Origin of the sequence: Streptomyces sp. RG80 (assembly GCF_040446465.1) — a bacterium.
In the GTDB taxonomy this organism is placed as follows: Bacteria; Actinomycetota; Actinomycetes; order Streptomycetales; family Streptomycetaceae; genus Streptomyces.
The window spans coordinates 261,497-280,899 of record NZ_JBEAAJ010000009.1 but is presented as its reverse complement, the minus strand read 5'-3'; the positions used below and the strand labels follow the sequence as shown (position 1 = coordinate 280,899).

Annotated in this window: 16 protein-coding genes and 1 pseudogene; 12 read left to right on the top strand and 5 right to left on the bottom strand. The window is 72.5% G+C overall.

What is annotated here, in order from left to right; genetic code table 11:
* Window positions 1-13 precede the first annotated feature (13 nt).
* A complete protein-coding gene (locus tag ABKA17_RS31035; RefSeq protein WP_353695847.1) occupies window positions 14-943 on the bottom strand; it encodes a 5'-3' exonuclease in 930 nt (309 codons plus the stop codon).
* Between the two features lie 167 nt (window positions 944-1,110).
* Here ABKA17_RS31035 and ABKA17_RS31030 point away from each other — a divergent pair, with 167 nt between their 5' ends.
* From ABKA17_RS31030 to ABKA17_RS31015, 4 genes are all read left to right on the top strand, one after another.
* Complete coding sequence (locus ABKA17_RS31030) at window positions 1,111-2,199, top strand: quaternary amine ABC transporter ATP-binding protein (protein WP_353695603.1); 1,089 nt, start codon at window positions 1,111-1,113, stop codon at window positions 2,197-2,199.
* A complete protein-coding gene (locus tag ABKA17_RS31025) occupies window positions 2,192-4,798 on the top strand; it encodes an ABC transporter permease/substrate binding protein (protein ID WP_353695602.1) in 2,607 nt (868 codons plus the stop codon). The genes ABKA17_RS31030 and ABKA17_RS31025 overlap by 8 nt, the downstream gene beginning before the upstream one ends.
* Window positions 4,799-5,176: 378 nt before the next feature.
* Window positions 5,177-5,746: a helix-turn-helix domain-containing protein gene (locus ABKA17_RS31020; protein WP_353695601.1), complete on the top strand. Its 570-nt coding sequence runs from the start codon at window positions 5,177-5,179 to the stop codon at window positions 5,744-5,746.
* Complete coding sequence (locus ABKA17_RS31015; RefSeq protein WP_353695600.1) at window positions 5,743-6,462, top strand: helical backbone metal receptor; 720 nt, start codon at window positions 5,743-5,745, stop codon at window positions 6,460-6,462. The genes ABKA17_RS31020 and ABKA17_RS31015 overlap by 4 nt, the downstream gene beginning before the upstream one ends.
* Before the next feature lie 31 nt (window positions 6,463-6,493).
* Here ABKA17_RS31015 and ABKA17_RS31010 read toward each other — a convergent pair.
* A pseudogene (locus ABKA17_RS31010) lies at window positions 6,494-6,835 on the bottom strand (SLAC1 family transporter); the annotation flags it as partial.
* Window positions 6,836-6,905: 70 nt separating this feature from the next.
* Here ABKA17_RS31010 and ABKA17_RS31005 point away from each other — a divergent pair.
* Both ABKA17_RS31005 and ABKA17_RS31000 read left to right on the top strand, forming a co-directional pair.
* Window positions 6,906-7,835 carry a LysR family transcriptional regulator gene (locus ABKA17_RS31005; RefSeq protein ID WP_353695599.1) on the top strand — a complete coding sequence of 310 codons (930 nt, stop codon included), beginning with the start codon at window positions 6,906-6,908 and terminating at the stop codon, window positions 7,833-7,835.
* A 197-nt stretch (window positions 7,836-8,032) separates the two neighbouring features.
* The gene (locus tag ABKA17_RS31000) at window positions 8,033-8,995 is read left to right on the top strand and encodes an aminoglycoside phosphotransferase family protein (protein WP_353695598.1); all 963 of its coding nucleotides are present in this window, start codon (window positions 8,033-8,035) and stop codon (window positions 8,993-8,995) included.
* Window positions 8,996-9,010: 15 nt separating this feature from the next.
* Here the strand turns inward: ABKA17_RS31000 and ABKA17_RS30995 are convergent, their stop codons facing one another.
* Together ABKA17_RS30995 and ABKA17_RS30990 are read right to left on the bottom strand one after the other, a co-directional pair.
* Complete coding sequence (locus tag ABKA17_RS30995; RefSeq protein WP_353695597.1) at window positions 9,011-9,697, bottom strand: gamma-glutamyl-gamma-aminobutyrate hydrolase family protein; 687 nt, start codon at window positions 9,695-9,697, stop codon at window positions 9,011-9,013.
* A 91-nt stretch (window positions 9,698-9,788) separates the two neighbouring features.
* Window positions 9,789-10,523 (bottom strand): FadR/GntR family transcriptional regulator, encoded by a 735-nt coding sequence (locus tag ABKA17_RS30990; RefSeq protein WP_353695596.1) that lies wholly within the window; start codon window positions 10,521-10,523, stop codon window positions 9,789-9,791.
* Between the two features lie 95 nt (window positions 10,524-10,618).
* On the opposite strand from ABKA17_RS30990, the gene ABKA17_RS30985 reads away from it, so the two are divergent.
* From ABKA17_RS30985 to ABKA17_RS30970, 4 genes are read left to right on the top strand one after another with little or no spacing between them, the layout of a single operon-like run.
* Window positions 10,619-11,977: a glutamine synthetase family protein gene (locus ABKA17_RS30985; protein WP_353695595.1), complete on the top strand. Its 1,359-nt coding sequence runs from the start codon at window positions 10,619-10,621 to the stop codon at window positions 11,975-11,977.
* A 17-nt stretch (window positions 11,978-11,994) separates the two neighbouring features.
* Window positions 11,995-13,359 carry an aldehyde dehydrogenase family protein gene (locus ABKA17_RS30980; protein WP_502994439.1) on the top strand — a complete coding sequence of 455 codons (1,365 nt, stop codon included), beginning with the start codon at window positions 11,995-11,997 and terminating at the stop codon, window positions 13,357-13,359.
* A complete protein-coding gene (locus ABKA17_RS30975) occupies window positions 13,356-14,138 on the top strand; it encodes a 3-oxoacyl-ACP reductase (protein WP_353695593.1) in 783 nt (260 codons plus the stop codon). Before ABKA17_RS30980 ends, ABKA17_RS30975 begins: the two co-directional genes overlap by 4 nt.
* Window positions 14,139-14,180: 42 nt before the next feature.
* The gene (locus ABKA17_RS30970) at window positions 14,181-15,104 is read left to right on the top strand and encodes a DUF2510 domain-containing protein (RefSeq protein ID WP_353695846.1); all 924 of its coding nucleotides are present in this window, start codon (window positions 14,181-14,183) and stop codon (window positions 15,102-15,104) included.
* Window positions 15,105-15,144: 40 nt separating this feature from the next.
* Here ABKA17_RS30970 and ABKA17_RS30965 read toward each other — a convergent pair whose 3' ends face one another.
* Window positions 15,145-16,347 carry an amino acid deaminase/aldolase gene (locus ABKA17_RS30965; protein ID WP_353695592.1) on the bottom strand — a complete coding sequence of 401 codons (1,203 nt, stop codon included), beginning with the start codon at window positions 16,345-16,347 and terminating at the stop codon, window positions 15,145-15,147.
* Between the two features lie 207 nt (window positions 16,348-16,554).
* Here ABKA17_RS30965 and ABKA17_RS30960 point away from each other — a divergent pair, with 207 nt between their 5' ends.
* Complete coding sequence (locus tag ABKA17_RS30960; protein ID WP_353695591.1) at window positions 16,555-18,231, top strand: hypothetical protein; 1,677 nt, start codon at window positions 16,555-16,557, stop codon at window positions 18,229-18,231.
* On the top strand, window positions 18,228-19,403 hold the full coding sequence (gene mycP / locus ABKA17_RS30955) for a type VII secretion-associated serine protease mycosin (RefSeq protein ID WP_353695590.1): 1,176 nt from the start codon (window positions 18,228-18,230) through the stop codon (window positions 19,401-19,403). The genes ABKA17_RS30960 and mycP overlap by 4 nt, the downstream gene beginning before the upstream one ends.

The window sequence follows — 19,403 nt, the reverse complement described above, 5'->3', positions numbered from 1 at the left end:
CCGAGAACCTGATTTACGCACCCAGGGTGGTCAGTAGCCGCTGGAGCGAGCCGCCCAGCCCCCAGCGCGCCGCCAGCTTCTCCACCGCCGCCGGATCGCGCGGCCCGCGCGGCAGCACCGTGTCGACCTCCGGCAGCGGCACGTCGTCCGCGACCTTCACGACCTTGGGCGCCACCGCGACATAGGGCCGGGACTCGTCCAGACGCTTGCGCTGCGAGGGCGTGAGCTTGGCCTTCGGGTCGTCGACCGCCGCCATGATCCCGGCCAGGTCGCCGAACTCGGCCAGCAGCTTGGCCGCCGTCTTCTCCCCGATGCCGGGCACCCCCGGCAGACCGTCGCTCGGGTCCCCGCGCAGCAGCGCCAGATCCGCGTACCCCGGCCCGTCGACCCCATACTTCTCGCGCAGCCACGCCTCGTCGGTGAGCTGGAGCGTGCCGACGCCCTTGAGGGGGTACAGCACCCGCACCCCGCGCCCGTCGTCCACCAGCTGGTACAGGTCGCGGTCGCCGGTGACGATGTCGACCGGCCCCTTCGCCCGCGCGGTGAACGTGCCGATCACGTCGTCCGCCTCGTACCCCGCGACTCCCACGCGCGCGATGCCCAGCGCGTCGAGGACCTCCTCGATGACCGGGACCTGCGGCGACAGGGTGTCCGGCACCTCCTCCTCGTCCGGCCCGGTCTCGCGCTCCTCGGCGACCCGGTGCGCCTTGTAGGAGGGGATGAGGTCGACCCGCCACTGGGGGCGCCAGTCGGCGTCCATGCAGGCCACCAGCTCGTCGGGGCGGTGGTCCTTCACCAGGCGGTCGATGAATTCCAGCAGCCCGCGCACGGCGTTCACCGGTGTGCCGTCCGGGGCCTTCACGGACTCCGGGACGCCGAAGTAGGCGCGGAAGTAGAGGGAGGCGGTGTCGAGGAGCATCAGTCGTCCGGTCACGCCTCGCATCATGCCGTACGGCGCCGACAGCCACCCGTCCTCACGGATGTGAAGCCTCCACGGCGATTCCACGGCGATCCCGCGGACTGGTTGTGAACTGAACCACTTCGGCGTTTGCCCTGGTCGGTCGAGGGCAGGCGCCGCCACTGACCCCGCCCCCGAGCCAAGAGGTACGCGTGTCAGCCAGCCTGGAAGCCGAACATCTCTACAAGGTGTTCGGCAGACGACCGAGAGAGGCAGTCGAGAGACTGCGCGATGGAGCCGACCGGGAGGAGCTGCGCGCCGACGGCACCACAGCCGCGGTCGTCGACGCATCCTTCACCGTGGAGGCGGGCCAGATCTTCGTCGTCATGGGCCTGTCCGGATCCGGCAAGTCCACCTTGCTGCGCATGCTCAACGGCCTTCTGGAGCCCACGGCCGGACACGTCCGCTTCGACGGCCAGGACCTGACCGCCCTCGGCGACCGCGCCCTGCGCGAGGTCCGGGCGAAGAAGATCAGCATGGTCTTCCAGCACTTCGCGCTCTTCCCGCACCGCAGCGTCCTGGAGAACGCCGCCTACGGCCTCGCCGTGCAGGGCGTCCCCAAGGCCGAGCGCCTCGCACGCGCCACCGAGGCCCTGGAGCTGTGCGGCCTCAAGGGCTGGGAGAAGTCCTGGCCCGACGAGCTGTCCGGCGGCATGCAGCAGCGTGTGGGCCTGGCCCGCGCCCTCGCCACCGACGCCGACCTGCTCCTGATGGACGAGTCCTTCAGCGCCCTGGACCCGCTGATCCGCCGCGACATGCAGGATCAGCTCCTGGAGCTCCAGAAGACCCTGAAGAAGACCATCGTCTTCATCACCCACGACCTCAACGAGGCCATGCGCCTGGGCGACCGCATCGCCGTCATGCGGGACGGCCGTATCGTCCAGATCGGCACCGCGGAGGACATCCTCGTCCGGCCCGCCGACGACTACGTGGCCTCCTTCACCCAGGACGTCGACCGCTCCCGTGTCCTGACCGCGGGCGCCGTCATGGACACCGACGTCCTCGGCGACGAGATCTCCTGCCGCTGCGAGACCGCGACACCGGACACCCCGTTCACCGAGCTGTGCGCGATCAGTGCCCGGCTGAGCCACCCCGTGGCCGTCGTCGACGGCGCGGGCGAGCTCGTCGGCCGCGTGCCCAGGCAGCGCCTGGTCGGCTTCCTCGGCGACGAACAGGGCGATCCGGAGCCCTGCGACTCCCCGCGGGACAAGGGCGGCGACAAGGTGGTGGCCCGTGCCTAGGATCCCGCTCGGCGACTGGGTCAACGACGCGGTCGATTGGCTGCTCGGCCACATGTCCTGGCTCTTCGACTTCCTGAAGACCGTCTTCACCGGCGCCTACGACGGCATCGACGCCGTCCTCCAGGCGCCCGAACCCCTGCTCCTCGCCGGCATCTTCGCCGTCGTCGCCTTCTGGCTGCGCGGCACCACCGCCGGACTCCTCACCTTCGTGGGCTTCGCCTTCATCGACTCCCTCGAACTGTGGGACGACGCGATGGTGACCCTCTCGCTGGTCCTCGTCGCCACGATCATCGCGCTGGTGATCGCCGTGCCCGTGGGCATCTGGGCGGCCCGCTCCGACCGGGTCAGCGGCCTGGTCCGGCCGGTCCTGGACTTCATGCAGACGCTGCCCGCGATGATCTACCTCATCCCGGCGATCCTCTTCTTCGGCACCGGCGCCTCCGCGGGCATGGTCGCCACCCTGATCTTCGCGCTCGCCCCCGGCGTACGCATGACCGAGCTCGGCATCCGCCAGGTCGACAAGGAACTGGTCGAGGCGGCCGAGGCGTTCGGCACGACTCCCAGGGACACCCTCCTGCGGGTCCAGCTGCCGCTCGCCCTGCCCACCGTGATGGCCGGCGTCAACCAGGTCATCATGCTCGGCCTGTCCATGGCCGCGATCGCCGGCATGGTCGGCACCGGTGGCCTCGGCGGCCGGGTCAACGAGGCCATCGGCCAGCTCGACGTCGGTCTCGGCTCCGAGGCGGGCGTCGCCATCGTGATCCTCGCGATCTACCTCGACCGGATGACGAGCGCCCTCGGCGCCCACGTCTCCCCGCTGGGCCGCCGCGCCGCCGCCAAGGCCCGTGCCGCGCAGGGCCTGAAGATCTGGTCCTACCGCCCCCGTCCCCAGGTCGCCGTCATCGGCGTGGTGATCCTCGCGCTCGTCGCGGGCGGCATGGGGATGTTCGGCGGCAAGGACGAGAGCGCCCCCGCGGCCGGCAAGGACGTCGGCCAGGGCAAGAAGGTCAGCATCGGCTACATCCCCTGGGACGAGGGCGTCGCCTCCACCTTCCTCTGGAAGGAGATCCTGGAGGAGCGCGGTTACGAGGTCGAGGCCAAGCAGCTCGACGCCGGCCCCCTCTACACCTCCCTCGCCTCCGGCAACGTCGACTTCCAGACCGACGCCTGGCTGCCGACCACGCACGCCGAGTACTGGAAGAAGTACGGCGACCAGCTGGACGACCTGGGCTCCTGGTACGGCCCGACCTCCCTGGAGCTGAGCGTCCCGTCGTACATGAAGGACGTCGACTCGCTGGCGGACCTCAAGGGCAGGGCGGCCGAGTTCGGCGGGAAGATCACCGGCATCGAGTCCAGCGCCGGAATGATGGGCCTGCTGAAGAGCAAGGTCCTCAAGGAGTACGGCCTGGACAAGGAGTACAAGGTCGTCGACAGCTCCACGCCGGCGATGCTCGCCGAGCTCAAGCGGGCGTACAGCAAGAAGGAGCCGATCGCCGTCACGCTCTGGTCGCCGCACTGGGCGTACAGCGACTACGACCTGAAGAAGCTCAAGGACCCCAAGGGTGCCTGGGGCAAGGGCGACGGTGTGCACACGGTGGCCCGCAAGGGCTTCGCCGAGGACAACCCGGTCGTGGCGAAGTGGCTCAAGGACTTCCGGATGAGCGAGAAGCAGCTCACCGGTCTGGAAGCCGAGATCAACAAGGCGGGCAAGGGCAAGCAGCAGGACGCCGTCCGCGCCTGGCTGAAGGCCAACCCGGGCGTCGCCGACAAGATGGCCCCCGTCCAGGACACCTCGGCCCCCGCCGAGGCCAAGAACCCGGTCGACGTGGCCTGGTTCCCCTGGGACGAGGACATCGCCGTCACCTACCTCTGGAAGAACGTCCTGGAGCGGCGCGGTTACCGGCTGAACCTCAAGCAGATGGACGTCGGCCCGGTCTACACGGGCCTCGCCTCCGGGGACCTCGACCTCAACTTCGACGCCTGGCTGCCGTACGCGCAGGCGAACTACTGGGACAAGAACAAGGACAGACTCGCCGACCTCGGCACCTGGTACGAACCGACCTCCCTGGAGATCGCCGTCCCGTCCTACGTCAAGGGCGTGAAGTCCTACGAGGACCTCAAGGGCAAGGCCGACCTCTTCGACGGGCGGATCATCGGCATCGAACCGGGCACCGGCGAGATGAACCTCCTCAAGAAGAAGGTCCTGCCCGGCTACGGCCTGGACAAGGAGTACGAGGTCGTCGACGGCTCCACGCCCGCGATGCTCGCCGAGCTCAAGCGGGCGTACGCCAAGAAGGAGCCCGTCGCCGTCGTGCTCTGGTCGCCGCACTGGGCGTACAGCCAGTACGACCTCACCAAGCTGAAGGACGACAAGAAGCTCTTCGGCGAGGGCAACACGATCCGGACCATCGCCAACGAGAAGTTCCCCGAGCAGTATCCGCAGCTCACCAAGTGGATCAAGAACTTCCGGATGAGCGAGGACGAGCTCGGCACCCTGGAGGCCGAGATCAACGAGCGGGGTCAGGGGCACGAGGAAGAGGCCGTCGCCGCCTGGCTGAAGGAGCACCCGGACATGGTGGAGCGGATGACTCCGCAGTAGCCGTCGTCCACCGAAGCCGCCCGAGGGGCGGGCCCGCCACGCGACCTGACGGCGTGTGCTGCGGCCCGCCCCTCGGGTCGTGTCCGGGGCCCGCGCATCCGTACGCGGTCCATGAAAAGGATCCGGACAACCACATAGAGCTATGCCGCCCCCTGAGCCTCGTCCGACGGTCGTGGTCAGCTGGTTCGTCCTGACGGCGCAAACCCCGCACGGAGGGCGCGGAGAGCTGATCTACTGGCCGGAGTTGGCGAGATGGACCTCGCGGGGTTTACGGCAATGTGACGGGCGCATGAAACGGTTTGCCGAACATGCGTAGGGTGCAGACAACTCATCAGAGAGTGCGCACGCGACCGACGAGCGAAGGAGGGAGCCGGAGCCATGGGCGACCACAAAGAACAGCCCCTGCGGGTGGGCGCGGCCGTCAGGCGGCGACGCCGCGCGCTGGACCTCACCCTCGCCGTCGTGGCCGAACGCAGCGGCCTGTCGGTGCCCTTCCTGAGCCAGATCGAGAACGAACGGGCGCGGCCCAGCCAGAGCTCCCTGGAGAAGGTCGCCGACGCCCTGCGCACCACCGCCGTGGAACTCCTCGCCGCCGCCGACCCGGCGTGCAGCGTCGACGTCGTCCGCGCCGACGACTCCGATCCGGAATGCCGGCCCCGGGTGCGTTCCCTGGTGCGCGGTCACCATCAGATGCACGCCCAGGAGTTCACCGGCGACCATGACGCCGGCCGCGAATTCCAGTTCCGCAACGACCAGTTGATGTACGTCGCCGACGGCGCGGTGGAGATCGAGGCGGAGGGCCGGGCGTACCGGCTCGGCCGTGGCGACACGCTCTACCTCACCGGCGGGGTACGGCACCGGTGGCGGGCGACCGTGCCCGAGACCCGGGTCGTGGTGGTGGCGGTGGCCGAGCACATCGAGGCGGTCCGGGACCGACCGCGCGCGTGAGGGTCGTCTCCCTGGTCCCGTCCCTCACGGAGGCGGTGGCCGTTTCGGTTCCCGGCGTCCTGGTGGGCGCCACCGACTGGTGCACGCACCCGGCGGACCTCGACGCCGCGCGCGTCGGCGGCACCAAGAACCCCGGGATCGACCGTGTCCTCGCCCTCGCGCCCGACCTGGTGATCGCCAACGAGGAGGAGAACCGGGAGCCCGACCTCGCCGCTCTGCGTGAGGCGGGCGTCGAGGTCCTGGTGACCGAGGTGCGGGACGTGCCGCAGGCCTTCCGGGAACTGGCGCGGGTGCTGGCGGCCTGCGGTGCGCGGGGCCGGCCGCGCTGGCTGGACGAGGCGGAGTCGGCGTGGCAGGCGGTGCCGGAACCGTCGTACCGGACGACGGCCGTGGCGCCGATCTGGCGCCGGCCCTGGATGGTCCTGGGCCGGGACACCTTCGCCGGAGACGTGCTGGCCCGCCTGGGCGTCGACCACGTGTACGCGAAGCACACCGAGCGCTACCCGCGGATCCCGATCGACGAACTCAACGCCGCCGCGCCAGATGTCGTCGTCCTCCCGGACGAGCCCTACCGCTTCACGGTGGACGACGGCCCGGAGGCCTTCCCCGGCCTGCCCTGCGCCCTGGTGAGCGGCAGACACCTCACCTGGTACGGCCCGTCCCTCACCGAGGCGCCCCGGCTGCTGACCGAGGCCCTGCGAGCAGCTCACCGCTGAGCAGCCCGCGCGCGGTGTTCAGCGCGGCGGTGACGGCGCCGCCGCCGACGGCCAGGAGGGCCATGGCGAGGCAGCCGTAGAAGGGGGCCATGGCCGGGTCGAGGAGATGGGCGCGGGCCTGGTCCCGGTGGTGGCTCCAGTGCAGGGCGCGGGCGCAGAGCAGGGCGAGGAGAAGGACGGCGGAGAGCGCCCAGACGCCGGTGAGGACGGTGCGCAGACCCGGGACGGACAGGGGCAGTCCGGCTCCGGCGGTGGCGACGATGGCGGTGCCCATGACGGTGGCGTACCAGTTGGGCCCGAGGTGACGGACCCGGCCGGCGCGCGGGGTTCGTGCGGTGGCACGGGTGGGAAGGGGCTGGACTGCGGTGACCATGCTTCGACGATCTCGCGGCGGCCTGGCCGCCACCAGGGACGATGCCTCTATGAGGGCATAAACTGAGCTTATGAGCAGTGCGCGGGACGACTCACTTCCGACCTTCGGCGGCACGCTGGCACACCGGGTGCCGGACCTCGGGGCGCTGGAACTGCTGCTGGCGGTGGCCCGGCTCGGCAGTCTCGGCGCGGCGGCCCGGGAGACCGGCATCACCCAGCCGGCGGCCAGCAGCCGTATCCGCTCCATGGAACGCCAGTTGGGCGTCGCCCTGGTGGACCGCTCACCACGGGGCTCCCGGCTCACGGACGCGGGCGCGCTGGTGACGGACTGGGCGCGGCGGATCGTGGAGGCGGCGGAGGCCTTCGACGCGGGGGCGCAGGCGCTGCGGGACCGTCGCGACTCCCGGCTGCGGGTGGCGGCGAGCATGACCATCGCGGAGTACCTGCTGCCGGGCTGGCTGCTGGCCCTGCGCGCCCAGCGCCCCGACACGGCGGTGTCCCTGCTCGCCGGCAACTCGGCGGCGGTGGCCGCGCGTCTGCTGTCGGGCGAGGCGGACCTGGGCTTCGTGGAGGGGCTGACGGTTCCGACGGGCCTCGACTCCGTGGTGATCGCCCACGACCATCTGATCGTCGTCGCGGCCCCCGCCCACCCCTGGGCCCGCCGCCGACGCCCCCTGGCGGCCGACGAGTTGGCCGCGACACCCCTGATCCTGCGCGAGAAGGGCTCGGGAACCCGCCAGGTCCTGGACGCGGCCCTCGGCGGCCTGGCCCGCCCCCTGATCGAGCTCTCCTCGACGACAGCGGTCAAGGCGGCGGCGGTGAGCGCCGCGGGCCCGGCGGTCCTGAGCGAACTGGCCGTCGGGGAGGAGTTGGCGATGCGCCGGCTGGTACGGGTACCGGTGGACGGGGTGTCCCTGGCCCGGGACCTGCGGGCGGTGTGGCCCACGGGGCATCGGCCAGTGGGGCCGGCGCGGGAACTGCTGTCGCTGACCCGGGGTTAGGACTTGTCGCGGGGTCGCGGGGTCGCGGGGTCGCGGGGTCGCGGGGTCGCGGGGTCGCGGGGTCGCGGGGTCGCGGGGTCGCGGGGTCGCGGGGTCGCGGGGTCGCGGGGTCGCGGGGTCGCGGGACGGCGAGGTGCGAGGCGGCGAGGCGGAAAATCCCTGGCCTGCCGCCGCGGAGAGCCCGCACCATGCCGTACATGCCACCCACCGCCCCGTCCGCCACCGGCCGCCGCACCCCCTGGCAGGCCCTCCCACCGCACGTCCACGCCGCCGTGGCCGACATCCTCGGCGCCCCCGTCACCCACGCCACCACCCAACCGGGCGGCTTCTCCCCGGGCACCGCCGCCCGCGTCCGCACCGCGACAGGCGACCGCGCCTTCGTGAAGGCGGTCAGCGCGCTCACCAACGCCAAGAGCCCGGAGTTCCACCGCCGCGAGGCCCGCCACGCCGCCGCGCTTCCGTCCACCGTCCCCGCCCCCCGTCTCCTCGGCACCTACGACGACGGCACCTGGGTGGCCCTGGTCTTCGAGGACGTGCCGGGCCGCCAGCCCCACATCCCGTGGCGGCGACCGGAGTTGAGACGCGTCCTCGACGCGGTGACCGACCTCGCCCGCGCCCTCACGCCGTCCCCGCTCCCCGACGCCCCACTCGCCGAAGACCTCCTCGCCCCCGAGTTCAGCGGCTGGCAGCGGCTCCTGGAGCAGCAGGACCCGGACGGCCTCGACCCCTGGATCGCCGGCCGCCTCCCGCACCTCGCCGAACTCGCCGCCCCCTGGCCGGACGCCGTTCGCGGCGACACCCTCGCGCACGGCGACCTCCGTGCCGACAACATGTTGCTCACCGACGACGACCGCGTCGTGTTCGTCGACTGGCCGCACGTCCTGCGCGGCGCGCACTGGCTCGACCTGCTGATCATGCTGCCCTGCGTCAGGGCCCAGAGCGGTCCCGACCCGGAGGAGCTCTTCACCACGCACCCGCTGGGCCGGGAGGCGGACCCGGCCGCCGTGACCGCGGCTCTGGCGGGCCTGGCCGGCTACTTCGTGCACGCCTCGCTCCAGCCCCCGCCCCCGGGCATCCCCACCGTCCGGGCCTTCCAACGTGCCCAGGGGGAGGCGGCACTGGAGTGGCTGCGAGCCCGGACCCCGGCCCTGAACGGGTGAGCCCCACCCCGGAGCTCAGGCGCTCGCCGCCTCCACCAACGCCCTGATGACCCGGAGATCCTCGCCCATCTCCGGATGCCACTGCACCCCCAACACCCAGTCGGCGCCGGATAGTTCGATCGCCTCGACGGTGCCGTCCGCCGCGTGGGCCGTCGCGGTGAGGCCGGTGCCGAGACGGTCGACGGACTGGTGGTGGTAGGTGGGGACCGAGGTCTCCTCGGGGACGACACCGGCGTACAACGACCCCGGCACCGGCTTCACGGTGTGCCATCCGAAGACGCCGACCACCTCCGCGTGCCCGTCGATGTGCTGGACGAGGGTGCCGCCGACGGCGACGTTCAGGAGCTGCATGCCCCGGCAGATGCCGAGGAGGGGGATGCCGGCGGCGAGGGCGGCGTCGATGAGGGCGAGCTCCCAGGCGTCCCGCGCCGGTGCGGGCGGGCCGGTGCGGGGGGAGCGCTCGGCGCCGTAGTGGACGGGGTCGACGTCCGGGCCGCCGGCGATCACCAGACCGTCGAGATGTGCCACCGCTTCGGCGGCGTGCTCGGGCCCGTCCGGCGGCAGCATCGCGGCCAGCCCGCCCGCCCGCTGCACGAGCCGCGGATACCCGGCGGGCAGCAGGGCCGCCTCCAGCTCCCACACGCCCCAGCGCGCCCCGGCCTCCAGATACGTGCTGATGCCGATCAGCGGCCTGCCCGCCATGCGCCCTCCCGGTCCCGCAAAGGATTGTTCCCATACCTTTGCCGAGAGGTGCCCGCGATGGCAAGGCCCGACCGCCCCACGGAAGGCGCCCTCACGCCAGGAACCCCCTGAGCAGCGCCGCCGTACCCCCGCAGTGCTCCCGCATCATCTCCCGGGCCCCGTCCGCGTCCCCGTCGAGGACCGACTCCACCAGCGCGGTGTGCTGCCGCTGGGAGTGCTCGAGGTTGCGGACCAGGAGCGGGATGCAGTCCAGCAGGTCGTTCACCGTGGCCCGTACCGCCGCGTACTGCGCCGTCAGCGTCGGTGAGCCGCACAGCTCGGCCAGTGTCAGGTGCAGCATCGTGTCCAGGCGCCGATAGTCCGTCAGCGGAGCGTCCTGGGTGTGGGCCAGCGCCTCGCGCAGCCGCTGTGCCTGCTCGTCCGCCAGTCCGTGCGCCGCGCACAGCCCCGCCGCCCCCACCTCCAGCACCTCGCGGAACCGCAGCACGTCCTCGATGTCGACCTCGGTGCTCCGCCGCCGCAGCTCGTCCTCGCCCCCCGCGTCCGGCTTCCGCAGCACGAACGTGCCGCCGTACCGCCCGCGCCGCGACTCGACCAGGCCCTGGTCCTGGAGCACCTTCAGCACCTCGCGCAGCGTCACCCGGCTGATCCCGAGCCGCTCCGAGAGCTCCCGCTCGGCCGGCAGCCGCTCGCCCCCCGGCACCAGGCCCAGCCGTACTACCTGGAGGATCTGTTCCAGCGCCTCCTCGAAGCCGTTGCCCGCCCGCACCGGTCGCAGCACCGGCGTCAACCGGTCCTCCGGTCCGCCGTCCGGATCCAGCGACATCCCGCCGTACCCCCTTCCCAAGCAATGGTTCTCCGCAATACCTTATGGCTTCCGGCCCGGCCGAAAAAAGCGCAGAAGCCCGAAGGAGCCCTCCCGTGGCAGACCGCACACCCCCGCTGAGCGTCGAGGAGCTGCACGCCCTCGTCGCGAGCGGCGAGATCGACACTGTCGTCCTGGCCTTCCCCGACATGCAAGGGCGGCTCCAGGGCAAGCGGTTCGCCGCCCGCTTCTTCCTCGACGAGGTCCTCCACCACGGCACCGAGGGCTGCAACTACCTCCTCGCCGTCGACACCGAGATGAACACCGTCGACGGGTACGCCATGTCGTCCTGGGACCGGGGCTACGGCGACTTCGCCATGCATCCCGACCTGAGCACCCTGCGCCGCGTCCCCTGGAACGCCGGTACCGCCATGCTCATCGCCGACCTCGCCTGGGACGACGGGTCCCCGGTCGTCGCCGCGCCCCGCCAGATCCTGCGCCGCCAGCTGGAGCGCCTGGCCGAGCACGGCTACACCGCCCAGGTCGGCACCGAGCTGGAGTTCATCGTCTTCAAGGACACCTACGAGCAGGCCTGGGACGCGGGCTACCGGGGGCTGACACCGGCCAACCAGTACAACATCGACTACTCGGTGCTGGGCACCGGGCGCATCGAGCCCCTGCTGCGCCGGATCCGCAACGAGATGGCGGCCGCCGGGCTCACCGTGGAGTCCGCCAAGGGCGAGTGCAACCCCGGCCAGCACGAGATCGCCTTCAAGTACGACCACGCCCTGGTCACCTGCGACCAGCACGCCATCTACAAGACCGGCACCAAGGAGATCGCCGCCCAGGAGGGCGTCTCGATCACCTTCATGGCCAAGTACAACGAGCGCGAGGGCAACTCCTGCCACATCCACCTCTCCCTCGCGGACGCGGCCGGCAACAACGCCATGGCCGCGAGCGACGGCATGTCCGAGGTCATGCGGCACTTCCTCGCCGGACAGCTGGCGGCCCTCAGGGACTTCTCGCTGCTCTACGCCCCCAACATCAACTCGTACAAGCGGTTCCAGCCCGGCTCCTTCGCCCCGACCGCCGTCGCCTGGGGCCACGACAACCGCACCTGTGCGCTCCGCGTCGTCGGCCACGGCCGCTCGATGCGCTTCGAGAACCGCCTCCCCGGCGGCGACGTCAACCCGCACCTCGCGGTGGCCGGACTGGTGGCGGCCGGTCTGTACGGCATCGAGAACAAGCTGGAGCTGCCCGAGGCCTGCGTCGGCAACGCCTACACCGCCGAGTACGAGCACGTCCCCACCACGCTGCGCGAGGCCGCCGAGCTCTGGGAGAACAGCCCCATCGCCAAGGCCGCCTTCGGCGACGAGGTCGTCGCGCACTACCGCAACATGGCGCGTGTCGAACTGGACGCCTTCGACGCCGCGGTGACCGACTGGGAGCTGCGCCGCTCCTTCGAACGCATGTGAGGCATCTCTTGTCGCAACTGTACGAACTGGACATCCTCAACCCCGCGACGGAAGAGGTGATCGCCACCGTCCCGGGCGCCGTCGAGCAGGACGTGAACGCCGCCGTCCACCGGGCCGGCCTGGCACAGCGCGCCTGGGCGGCCGTCGCACCCGCCGACCGGGCCCGGCTGCTGCGCCGCTTCGCGGTCGTCGTCGACGAACACCTCGAGGAACTGGCCCGGTTGGAGGTCCGGGAAGCCGGCCACACCATCGGCAACGCCCGCTGGGAAGCGGGCAACGTGCGGGACCTGCTCGACTACGCCGCCGGGGGAGTGGAGCGGCTCACGGGCCGGCAGATCCCCGTACCCGGCGGCCTCGACGTCACCCTCCTCGAACCCCTCGGCGTCATCGGGGTCATCGCGCCCTGGAACTTCCCCATGCCGATCGCGGCCTGGGCGACGGCACCGGCGCTCGCGGCGGGCAACGCCGTGGTCCTCAAGCCCGCCGAGACGACCCCGCTCACCGCGCTCCGGCTCGCCGAACTCGCCCTGGAGGCCGGGCTCCCGGAGAACCTCTTCCAGGTGGTACCGGGCCTCGGTCACATCGCGGGGGAGTCCCTCGTACAGCAGCCCGGCATCGCCAAGATCGTCTTCACCGGCTCCACCCGGACCGGCAAGCGCGTCATGGCCCTGTGCGCCGACCAGGTCAAGCCGGTCACCCTCGAACTCGGCGGCAAGAGCCCGAACATCGTCTTCGCGGACGCCGACCTCAAGACCGCCGTCGACCCCTTCTCCTTCCTCGACAACGCCGGCCAGGACTGCTGCGCCCGCACCCGGATCCTGGTCCAGGAGTCCGTCTACGACGAGGTCCGCGAGCTGCTCGCCGACGCGCTGGCCGCCGTCGTCGTGGGCGACCCGGCCGACGAGAAGACCCAGATGGGCCCGCTGATCTCCCGCCGGCAACTGGACCGCGTACGGTCGTTCGTGCCGGACGGCGCCCCCGCCCTGCGCGGCAGCGCCCCCGACGGGCCCGGCTTCTGGTTCCCGCCGACCGTCCTCACCGGGGAGGGGCCCGACTCCGAGGCGGCCCGGGAGGAGATCTTCGGCCCGGTCGCGGTGCTCCTGCCCTTCACCGACGAGGCCGACGCGATCCGCCTCGCCAACGACACCCCGTACGGCCTCTCCGGCTCCATCTGGACCCGGGACGTCGGCCGCGCGCTGCGGGTCTCGCAGGGGGTCCGGGCCGGGAACCTGTCCGTCAACTCCCACTCCAGCGTCCGCTACTGGACCCCCTTCGGCGGCTACAAGCAGTCCGGCGTCGGCCGCGAGCTCGGCCCGGACGCGCTGGCCGCCTTCACCGAAACCAAGAACGTCTTCATCAGCACGGAAGGCCCCGCACAGTGACCGAAGAGATTGTGTGCCGTCGGCTCGTCGGCCGTACCGCCGTCATCACCGGAGCCGGCAGCGGCATCGGCCTCGCCACCGCCCGCCGGCTCGCCTCCGAGGGCGCGCACGTGGTCTGCGGCGACGTCGACGAGGCCCGCGGCAAGGCGGCCGCCGAGGAGGTCGGCGGGATCTTCGTGAAGGTCGACGTCACCGACCCCGAGCAGGTCGACGCGCTGTTCAAGACGGCGTACGACACCTACGGCAGGGTCGACATCGCCTTCAACAACGCGGGCATCTCGCCGCCCGACGACGACTCCATCCTGGAGACCGGCCTGGAGGCCTGGAAGCGCGTCCAGGAGGTCAACCTGACCTCCGTGTACCTGTGTTGCAAGGCCGCCATCCCCTATATGCAGCGCCAGGGCAAGGGCTCGATCATCAACACCGCGTCCTTCGTGGCGAGGATGGGCGCGGCCACCTCCCAGATCTCCTACACGGCGTCCAAGGGCGGCGTCCTCGCCATGTCCCGTGAACTGGGCGTGCAGTTCGCCCGCGAGGGCATCCGCGTGAACGCGCTGTGCCCCGGCCCGGTCAACACCCCTCTGCTCCAGGAGCTGTTCGCCAAGGACCCCGAGCGCGCCGCCCGCCGCCTCGTCCACATCCCGCTCGGCCGCTTCGCCGAGGCCGAGGAGATCGCCGCCGCCGTCGCCTTCCTGGCCAGCGACGACTCCTCGTTCGTGAACGCCAGCGACTTCCTGGTCGACGGCGGCATCTCCGGGGCCTACGTCACACCGCTCTAGGCCTCCGCCCCCGGCACGGTCGCCTACAGTGCCGGGATGAGCATGACGCCGCCGCCCGGCTGGTACCGCGACCCCAGGCATCCGCATCTGGAGCGCTGGTGGGACGGCACGGCCTGGACCGAACACCGGCGCGAGCCCGCCCCCGTGGGCCCGCCGCCGGTGCCTCCGGCGCCGGGCCGGCCGCCGGGCGGCGAGGCCTCGGGGCGTGCGAAGGTCATCGCCCTCACCACGGCCGGGGTGGTGCTGGTCGCGGCGATCGTGACGGGAGCGCTCGTCCTGCGCGAGGACGACGGTGCCGAGGACAGCACCACCGTGACCGAGTCGATCACCCCGACCTTCGCGCCGACGAGCGAGACGCCGTCACCCGTGGAGTCCACCAGCGAACCGTCCGCCGACGACCCGGCCGTCGTGGAGGACCAGCTCAACGGCATCACCGTGCCCCTGCTCGACGGCTGGGTCCGACCGGAGTTCATCGTCGACGACGACGTCCTCATGGCCACCGACGGCACCTACGACTGCCCCGGCGACCCGGGCGTGTGCCGGCACGGCCTCGTCATCTCGCGCACGGTGACCGACAACGCCGAGACCTCCCCCGAGGCCCTCGCCAAGGCGGACATCACCGACGCGGCCGACGCCGCCTACGACCGCGACCTCGTCGGCAAACGGCCCTTCGGCGGCATCGAGTCCCACGAGCTGGTGAAGGCGGGGCCGGTCGCGGTGGCGGGCCGCGCGGGCTATTTCGTCCGCTGGCGCGTCAAGACGGCCAAGGGGCCCGGCGGTTACGTCCAGTCCCTCGCCTTCCAGTCCAGCGTCGGCACCGAGACCCCGGTCGTCGTGCGCTATGTCTTCGACGCCGGCGAGGACGGGCCGCCGCTCGCCGACATGGACCGGATCACCAAGGGCATCCGGTCCACGGGCGACACGAACGGCGGCGGGGTGGGCAGCAGCATCGGCCCGACGGACTGACGTCCAGGCCCACTGCCCTCAGGCCTGCTGGCCTGCTGGCCTACAGGAAGGTCTGCCCTTCGCCGCGATAGGTCGGGACGGTCGCCGTCACCGCGTCCCCCTCGACGAGTCGCAGCACGTCGAACCGCTCGCACAGCTCACCGGCCTTGGCGTGCCGGAACCACACCTTGTCGCCGATGAGGAGGTCGTCGGCGGGGGAGCCCAGCAGAGGGGTCTGCACCTCGCCGGGCCCCTCCTGGGGGTCGTACTTCAGGCCCTCCGGCAGGTACGGCACGGGCAGCCGGTCCCGGCCGGGAGCACCCGAGGCCGGATAGCCGCCCCCGAGCACGGTGACGACACCGACCCCCGGCCGCCGAACGACGGGCTGCGCGAAGAGCGCGGCCGGACGCCCGCTGAAGGACGTGTAGTTGTCGAACAGCCGCGGCACGTACAGCCCCGACCCGGCCCCGATCTCGGTGACCGCGTCCTCCGCCGCGGTGGTCTGCACACTGCCCGTGCCGCCGCCGTTGACGAACTCCAGGTCCGGCACCACGGCCCGCACCGCGCGCACCACCGCGGCGCGCCGCTCGGCGAGCTCCTTACGGGCGGTGGCCTGCATCAGCCGCACGGCGCGAGACCGCAGCGGATGCCCGGCGACGGAGTCGCCCACACCGGCGATATGACCCTCGTACGCCATGATCCCGACGACCTTGAACCCGGGGCGCCGGGCCACCGCGCGGGCGAGGTCGGCGACCTGGGCGGGGGAGTGCAGCGGGGAGCGCCGGGCACCGACCCGGACCCGGCCGCCGAGCAGCTTGAGCGAGGTGTCCAACTCCAGGCAGACCCGCACGACTTCACGTCCGCCGTCGCGGGAGCGGTCGATGAGATCGAGCTGCGCGACATCGTCGACCATGACGGCGACGGCGGCGGCAAGCTTGGGATCGGAGGTCAGCTCCGCGTACCCGGCGCTGTCCGCGGAGGGGTAGGCGAGCAGGATGTCGTCGAAGCCGGAGCGGGCCAGCCATAGCGACTCGGCGAGCGTGAAGGACATCAGGCCCGCGAAGCCGTCCCTGGCCAGGACGCGTTCGAGCAGCGCCCGGCACCGGACGGACTTGCTGGCCACGCGGATCGGCTTGCCGCCGGCCCGGCGGACGAGATCGTCCGCGTTGGCGTCGAAGGCGTCCAGATCCACGATCGCCACAGGGGCGGCGAGGTGGGCGGTGGCCCGGTCGTAACGGGCCCGGTCGGCGGCGCGCGCAGTCATGAACGAAGCCTGCCAGACAGGATTACCGCAGGGTAGGGGGACGTTCCGGGCTAAAGCCCCGGGCTCGTGGACTGGTTCCCGTCCGGCCGGGGACAACCCGTAGAGTGACGCGCACGCACGTGAGGACGGCAGGGGCCCTGTCAGGGGATGCCGGTCCGTCCGTGCGGGTAGGACGAAGGACCCGGGCACAAGGGAAACGGGGGGCGCATGAGCACCGAAGCGCGGCACGCCTCCATCCCTCCGCGCCCCACGACACCCCCGCGCCCCGCGGAGCCGCCGAGGACGGGCGCCGAGACGACACATCGCGAGGAACCCGACCGGACCCCGGCCGCCACGGACGACCGGACCCGGCCCGAGGCCCGCGTACCGGCGATGCCTACGGAGCGACCGACGAGCGGGCCCGCCGCACCGACGACCGCCGCGCCCCCGATGCCGACCGCACGCCCGACGACCGCCGTGCCCCCCAAGCCGACCGCGCGGCCGGCGACCGGGTCCGCCCGGACCGCCGGGGACGACGGTGGCGAGCGCCAGGGCTCACGGGTGCCGCCCACGCGGGAGACCACGGACGCACCCCGCCGCGGCGGCCCGGCCGAACCGGCGCGTGCCACATCCTCGGCCGCCCCTCCCCGCTTCCCCCGCCTGCGCGTCCCACCGCCCGGCGACCCCGCCCCCCTGACCCCGCCCCCGCCAAGGGCCTCGGCACGCTTCCCGGACGCACCCCCGGCCGCCGCCACCCCGCCCCGCCGCGAAGGCGCGCCCCCGGAGACGACCTCGGAGACCACTTTCCGCCTGCGCCCGTACGCACCCGAGGCGACCCCGGCCCGCGACCCCGACCGTTCCTCCGCCGCTCTCGGCCGCCCCATGCCCTCCGGTCGTCCGCCCCGGCCCACCGCCGCCTCCACCGACACCCACACGACCCGCGCGGGCGACCCCGCCTCGCCGCTCAGCCGCCCGCCCGCCACCCCGCCCGCGTCCCCCGAACCCTTCGGCCGTACCGCGGAGCCCGACCCCTCCCTCTCCTGGAACGCCCCCCTGGCACCCGGTGAACCGTCCGGATCCGGGCGGCCGGTCGTGTCGTTCGGGCAGCCCGAGGGGTACGACGAGCAGGCGCGGCCGCGGTTGATCGGCGGGCGGAATCGGTTGCGGGCGGCCGGTGTGGCCGTCTGTCTCGTGCTCGGACTCGGGCTCATCGGTGGTGCGGTGACCGGGAGTTGGCTCGTCGGGGACTCCGCTGCGGCCGGCACGCGGGACACCTTCGCCGCGGCCGCCGGGATGTGGCACAGCGTTCCCGTGGACCAGCTCTTCCCGCCCACCCTCCAGGGCCAGGGCGCCGGGCCCGGCGGCGCCGACCGCACCTGGACGCGGATCGCCGTCGCCCCGGACAGCGGCTGCGCCGACGCCTTCGACCCGCTGCTGCGCAAGGCCCTCGCCCCCGTGGGCTGCCAGCGGCTGCTCCGCGCCACCTACACCGACGCCACCCAGAGCTACGTCACCACCGTCGGGCTTCTCTTCACCAAGGCCGACGCCGACGGCATGACCGCCCTCGACACCCGGTTCGACAAGGAAGGCCTCGGCCGCCGCGCCGACCTCATGCCCCGGCCGTACGCCGCCAAGGACACCGCCGCCGCGGGCTTCGGCGCGAAACAGCGCGCCTCCTGGACGATCTCCGTCCTCACGGACGCCCCCGTCGTCGTCTACGCCGTCTCCGGCTGGGCCGACGGCCGTACCGTCGACGAGCCGCAGCCCGCCGAGGCGGCCATGGAGTCCGGCGCCACCACCGCCGTCGCCCAGGCCGGTCTCGGCCAGGAGTCCCAGGGCCTCGCCGACCGCGTCGAACGAGGCCTGCGCAAGACCGTCAGCTCCGCCACGGAACAGCCCTCGTGACCGCCCTGACCCGCCGGGCGGGCCTGCTGAGCGTCCTCCTCGCCGCCTCCCTCGCCCTGGTACCGCCCACCGCCGCGCACGCCGACGGCATCCGCGCCCAGCAGTGGGCCCTCGACGCCATGCACACCCAGGAGGCCTGGCAGACCACCAAGGGCAAGGGCATCACCGTCGCCGTCCTGGACACGGGCGTCGAGGACGACCACCCCGACCTCGTCGGCAACGTCCTCGAGGGCAAGGACATGGTCGGCTTCGGAGCCGGCCGCGGCGACCGCGCCTGGGCCCGGCACGGCACCGCGATGGCCGGCATCATCGCCGGGCACGGACACGGCTATGCCAACGGCGACGGCGTCATGGGGATCGCCCCCGAGGCCAAGATCCTCCCCGTCCGCGTGATCCTGGAGGACGGCGACTCCGCCCGCGGCAAGGCCCGCAACACCCGCGGCAACGCCCTCGCCGAGGGCATCCGTTGGGCCGCCGACCACGGCGCCGACGTCATCAACCTCTCCCTGGGCGACGACTCCAAGTCCGCCCACCCCGAACCCGCCGAGGACGAGGCCGTCCAGTACGCCCTGAAGAAGGGCTCCGTCGTCGTCGCCTCGGCCGGCAACGGCGGCGAGAAGGGCGACCACATCTCCTACCCGGCCGCCTACCCCGGTGTCATCGCCGCGACCGCCGTCGACAAGTACGGCACCCGTGCCTCCTTCTCCACCCGCCGCTGGTACGCCACGGTCAGCGCGCCCGGCGACAAGATCGTCATCGCCGACCCCGACCACAAGTACTACGAGGGCTGGGGCACCAGCGCCGCCGCCGCCTTCGTCTCCGGAGCCGTCGCCCTGGTGAAGGCCGCCCACCCGGGCCTGACCCCGGCCCAGATCAAGCAGCTCCTGGAGGACACGGCCCGCAACGCCCCCGTCGGCGGCCGCGACGACTCCCGCGGCTACGGCTTCATCGACCCGGCCGCCGCGATCAAGGCGGCCGCCAAGCTGAAGCCGGAGGGCCTGCGGTCGGCGGCCTACGGCGAGAAGTACTTCGGCCCCGGCCCGGACGCCGCCGAGGCGACCGACGACTCGGCCGGCTGGGCGGCCCCGGTGGCCGGCGGCGTCGGCGGCGTCCTGCTGATCGCGGCGGTACTGCTGTGGCGCGGCCGCCGGGAACGGTACGAGGAGCTCTAG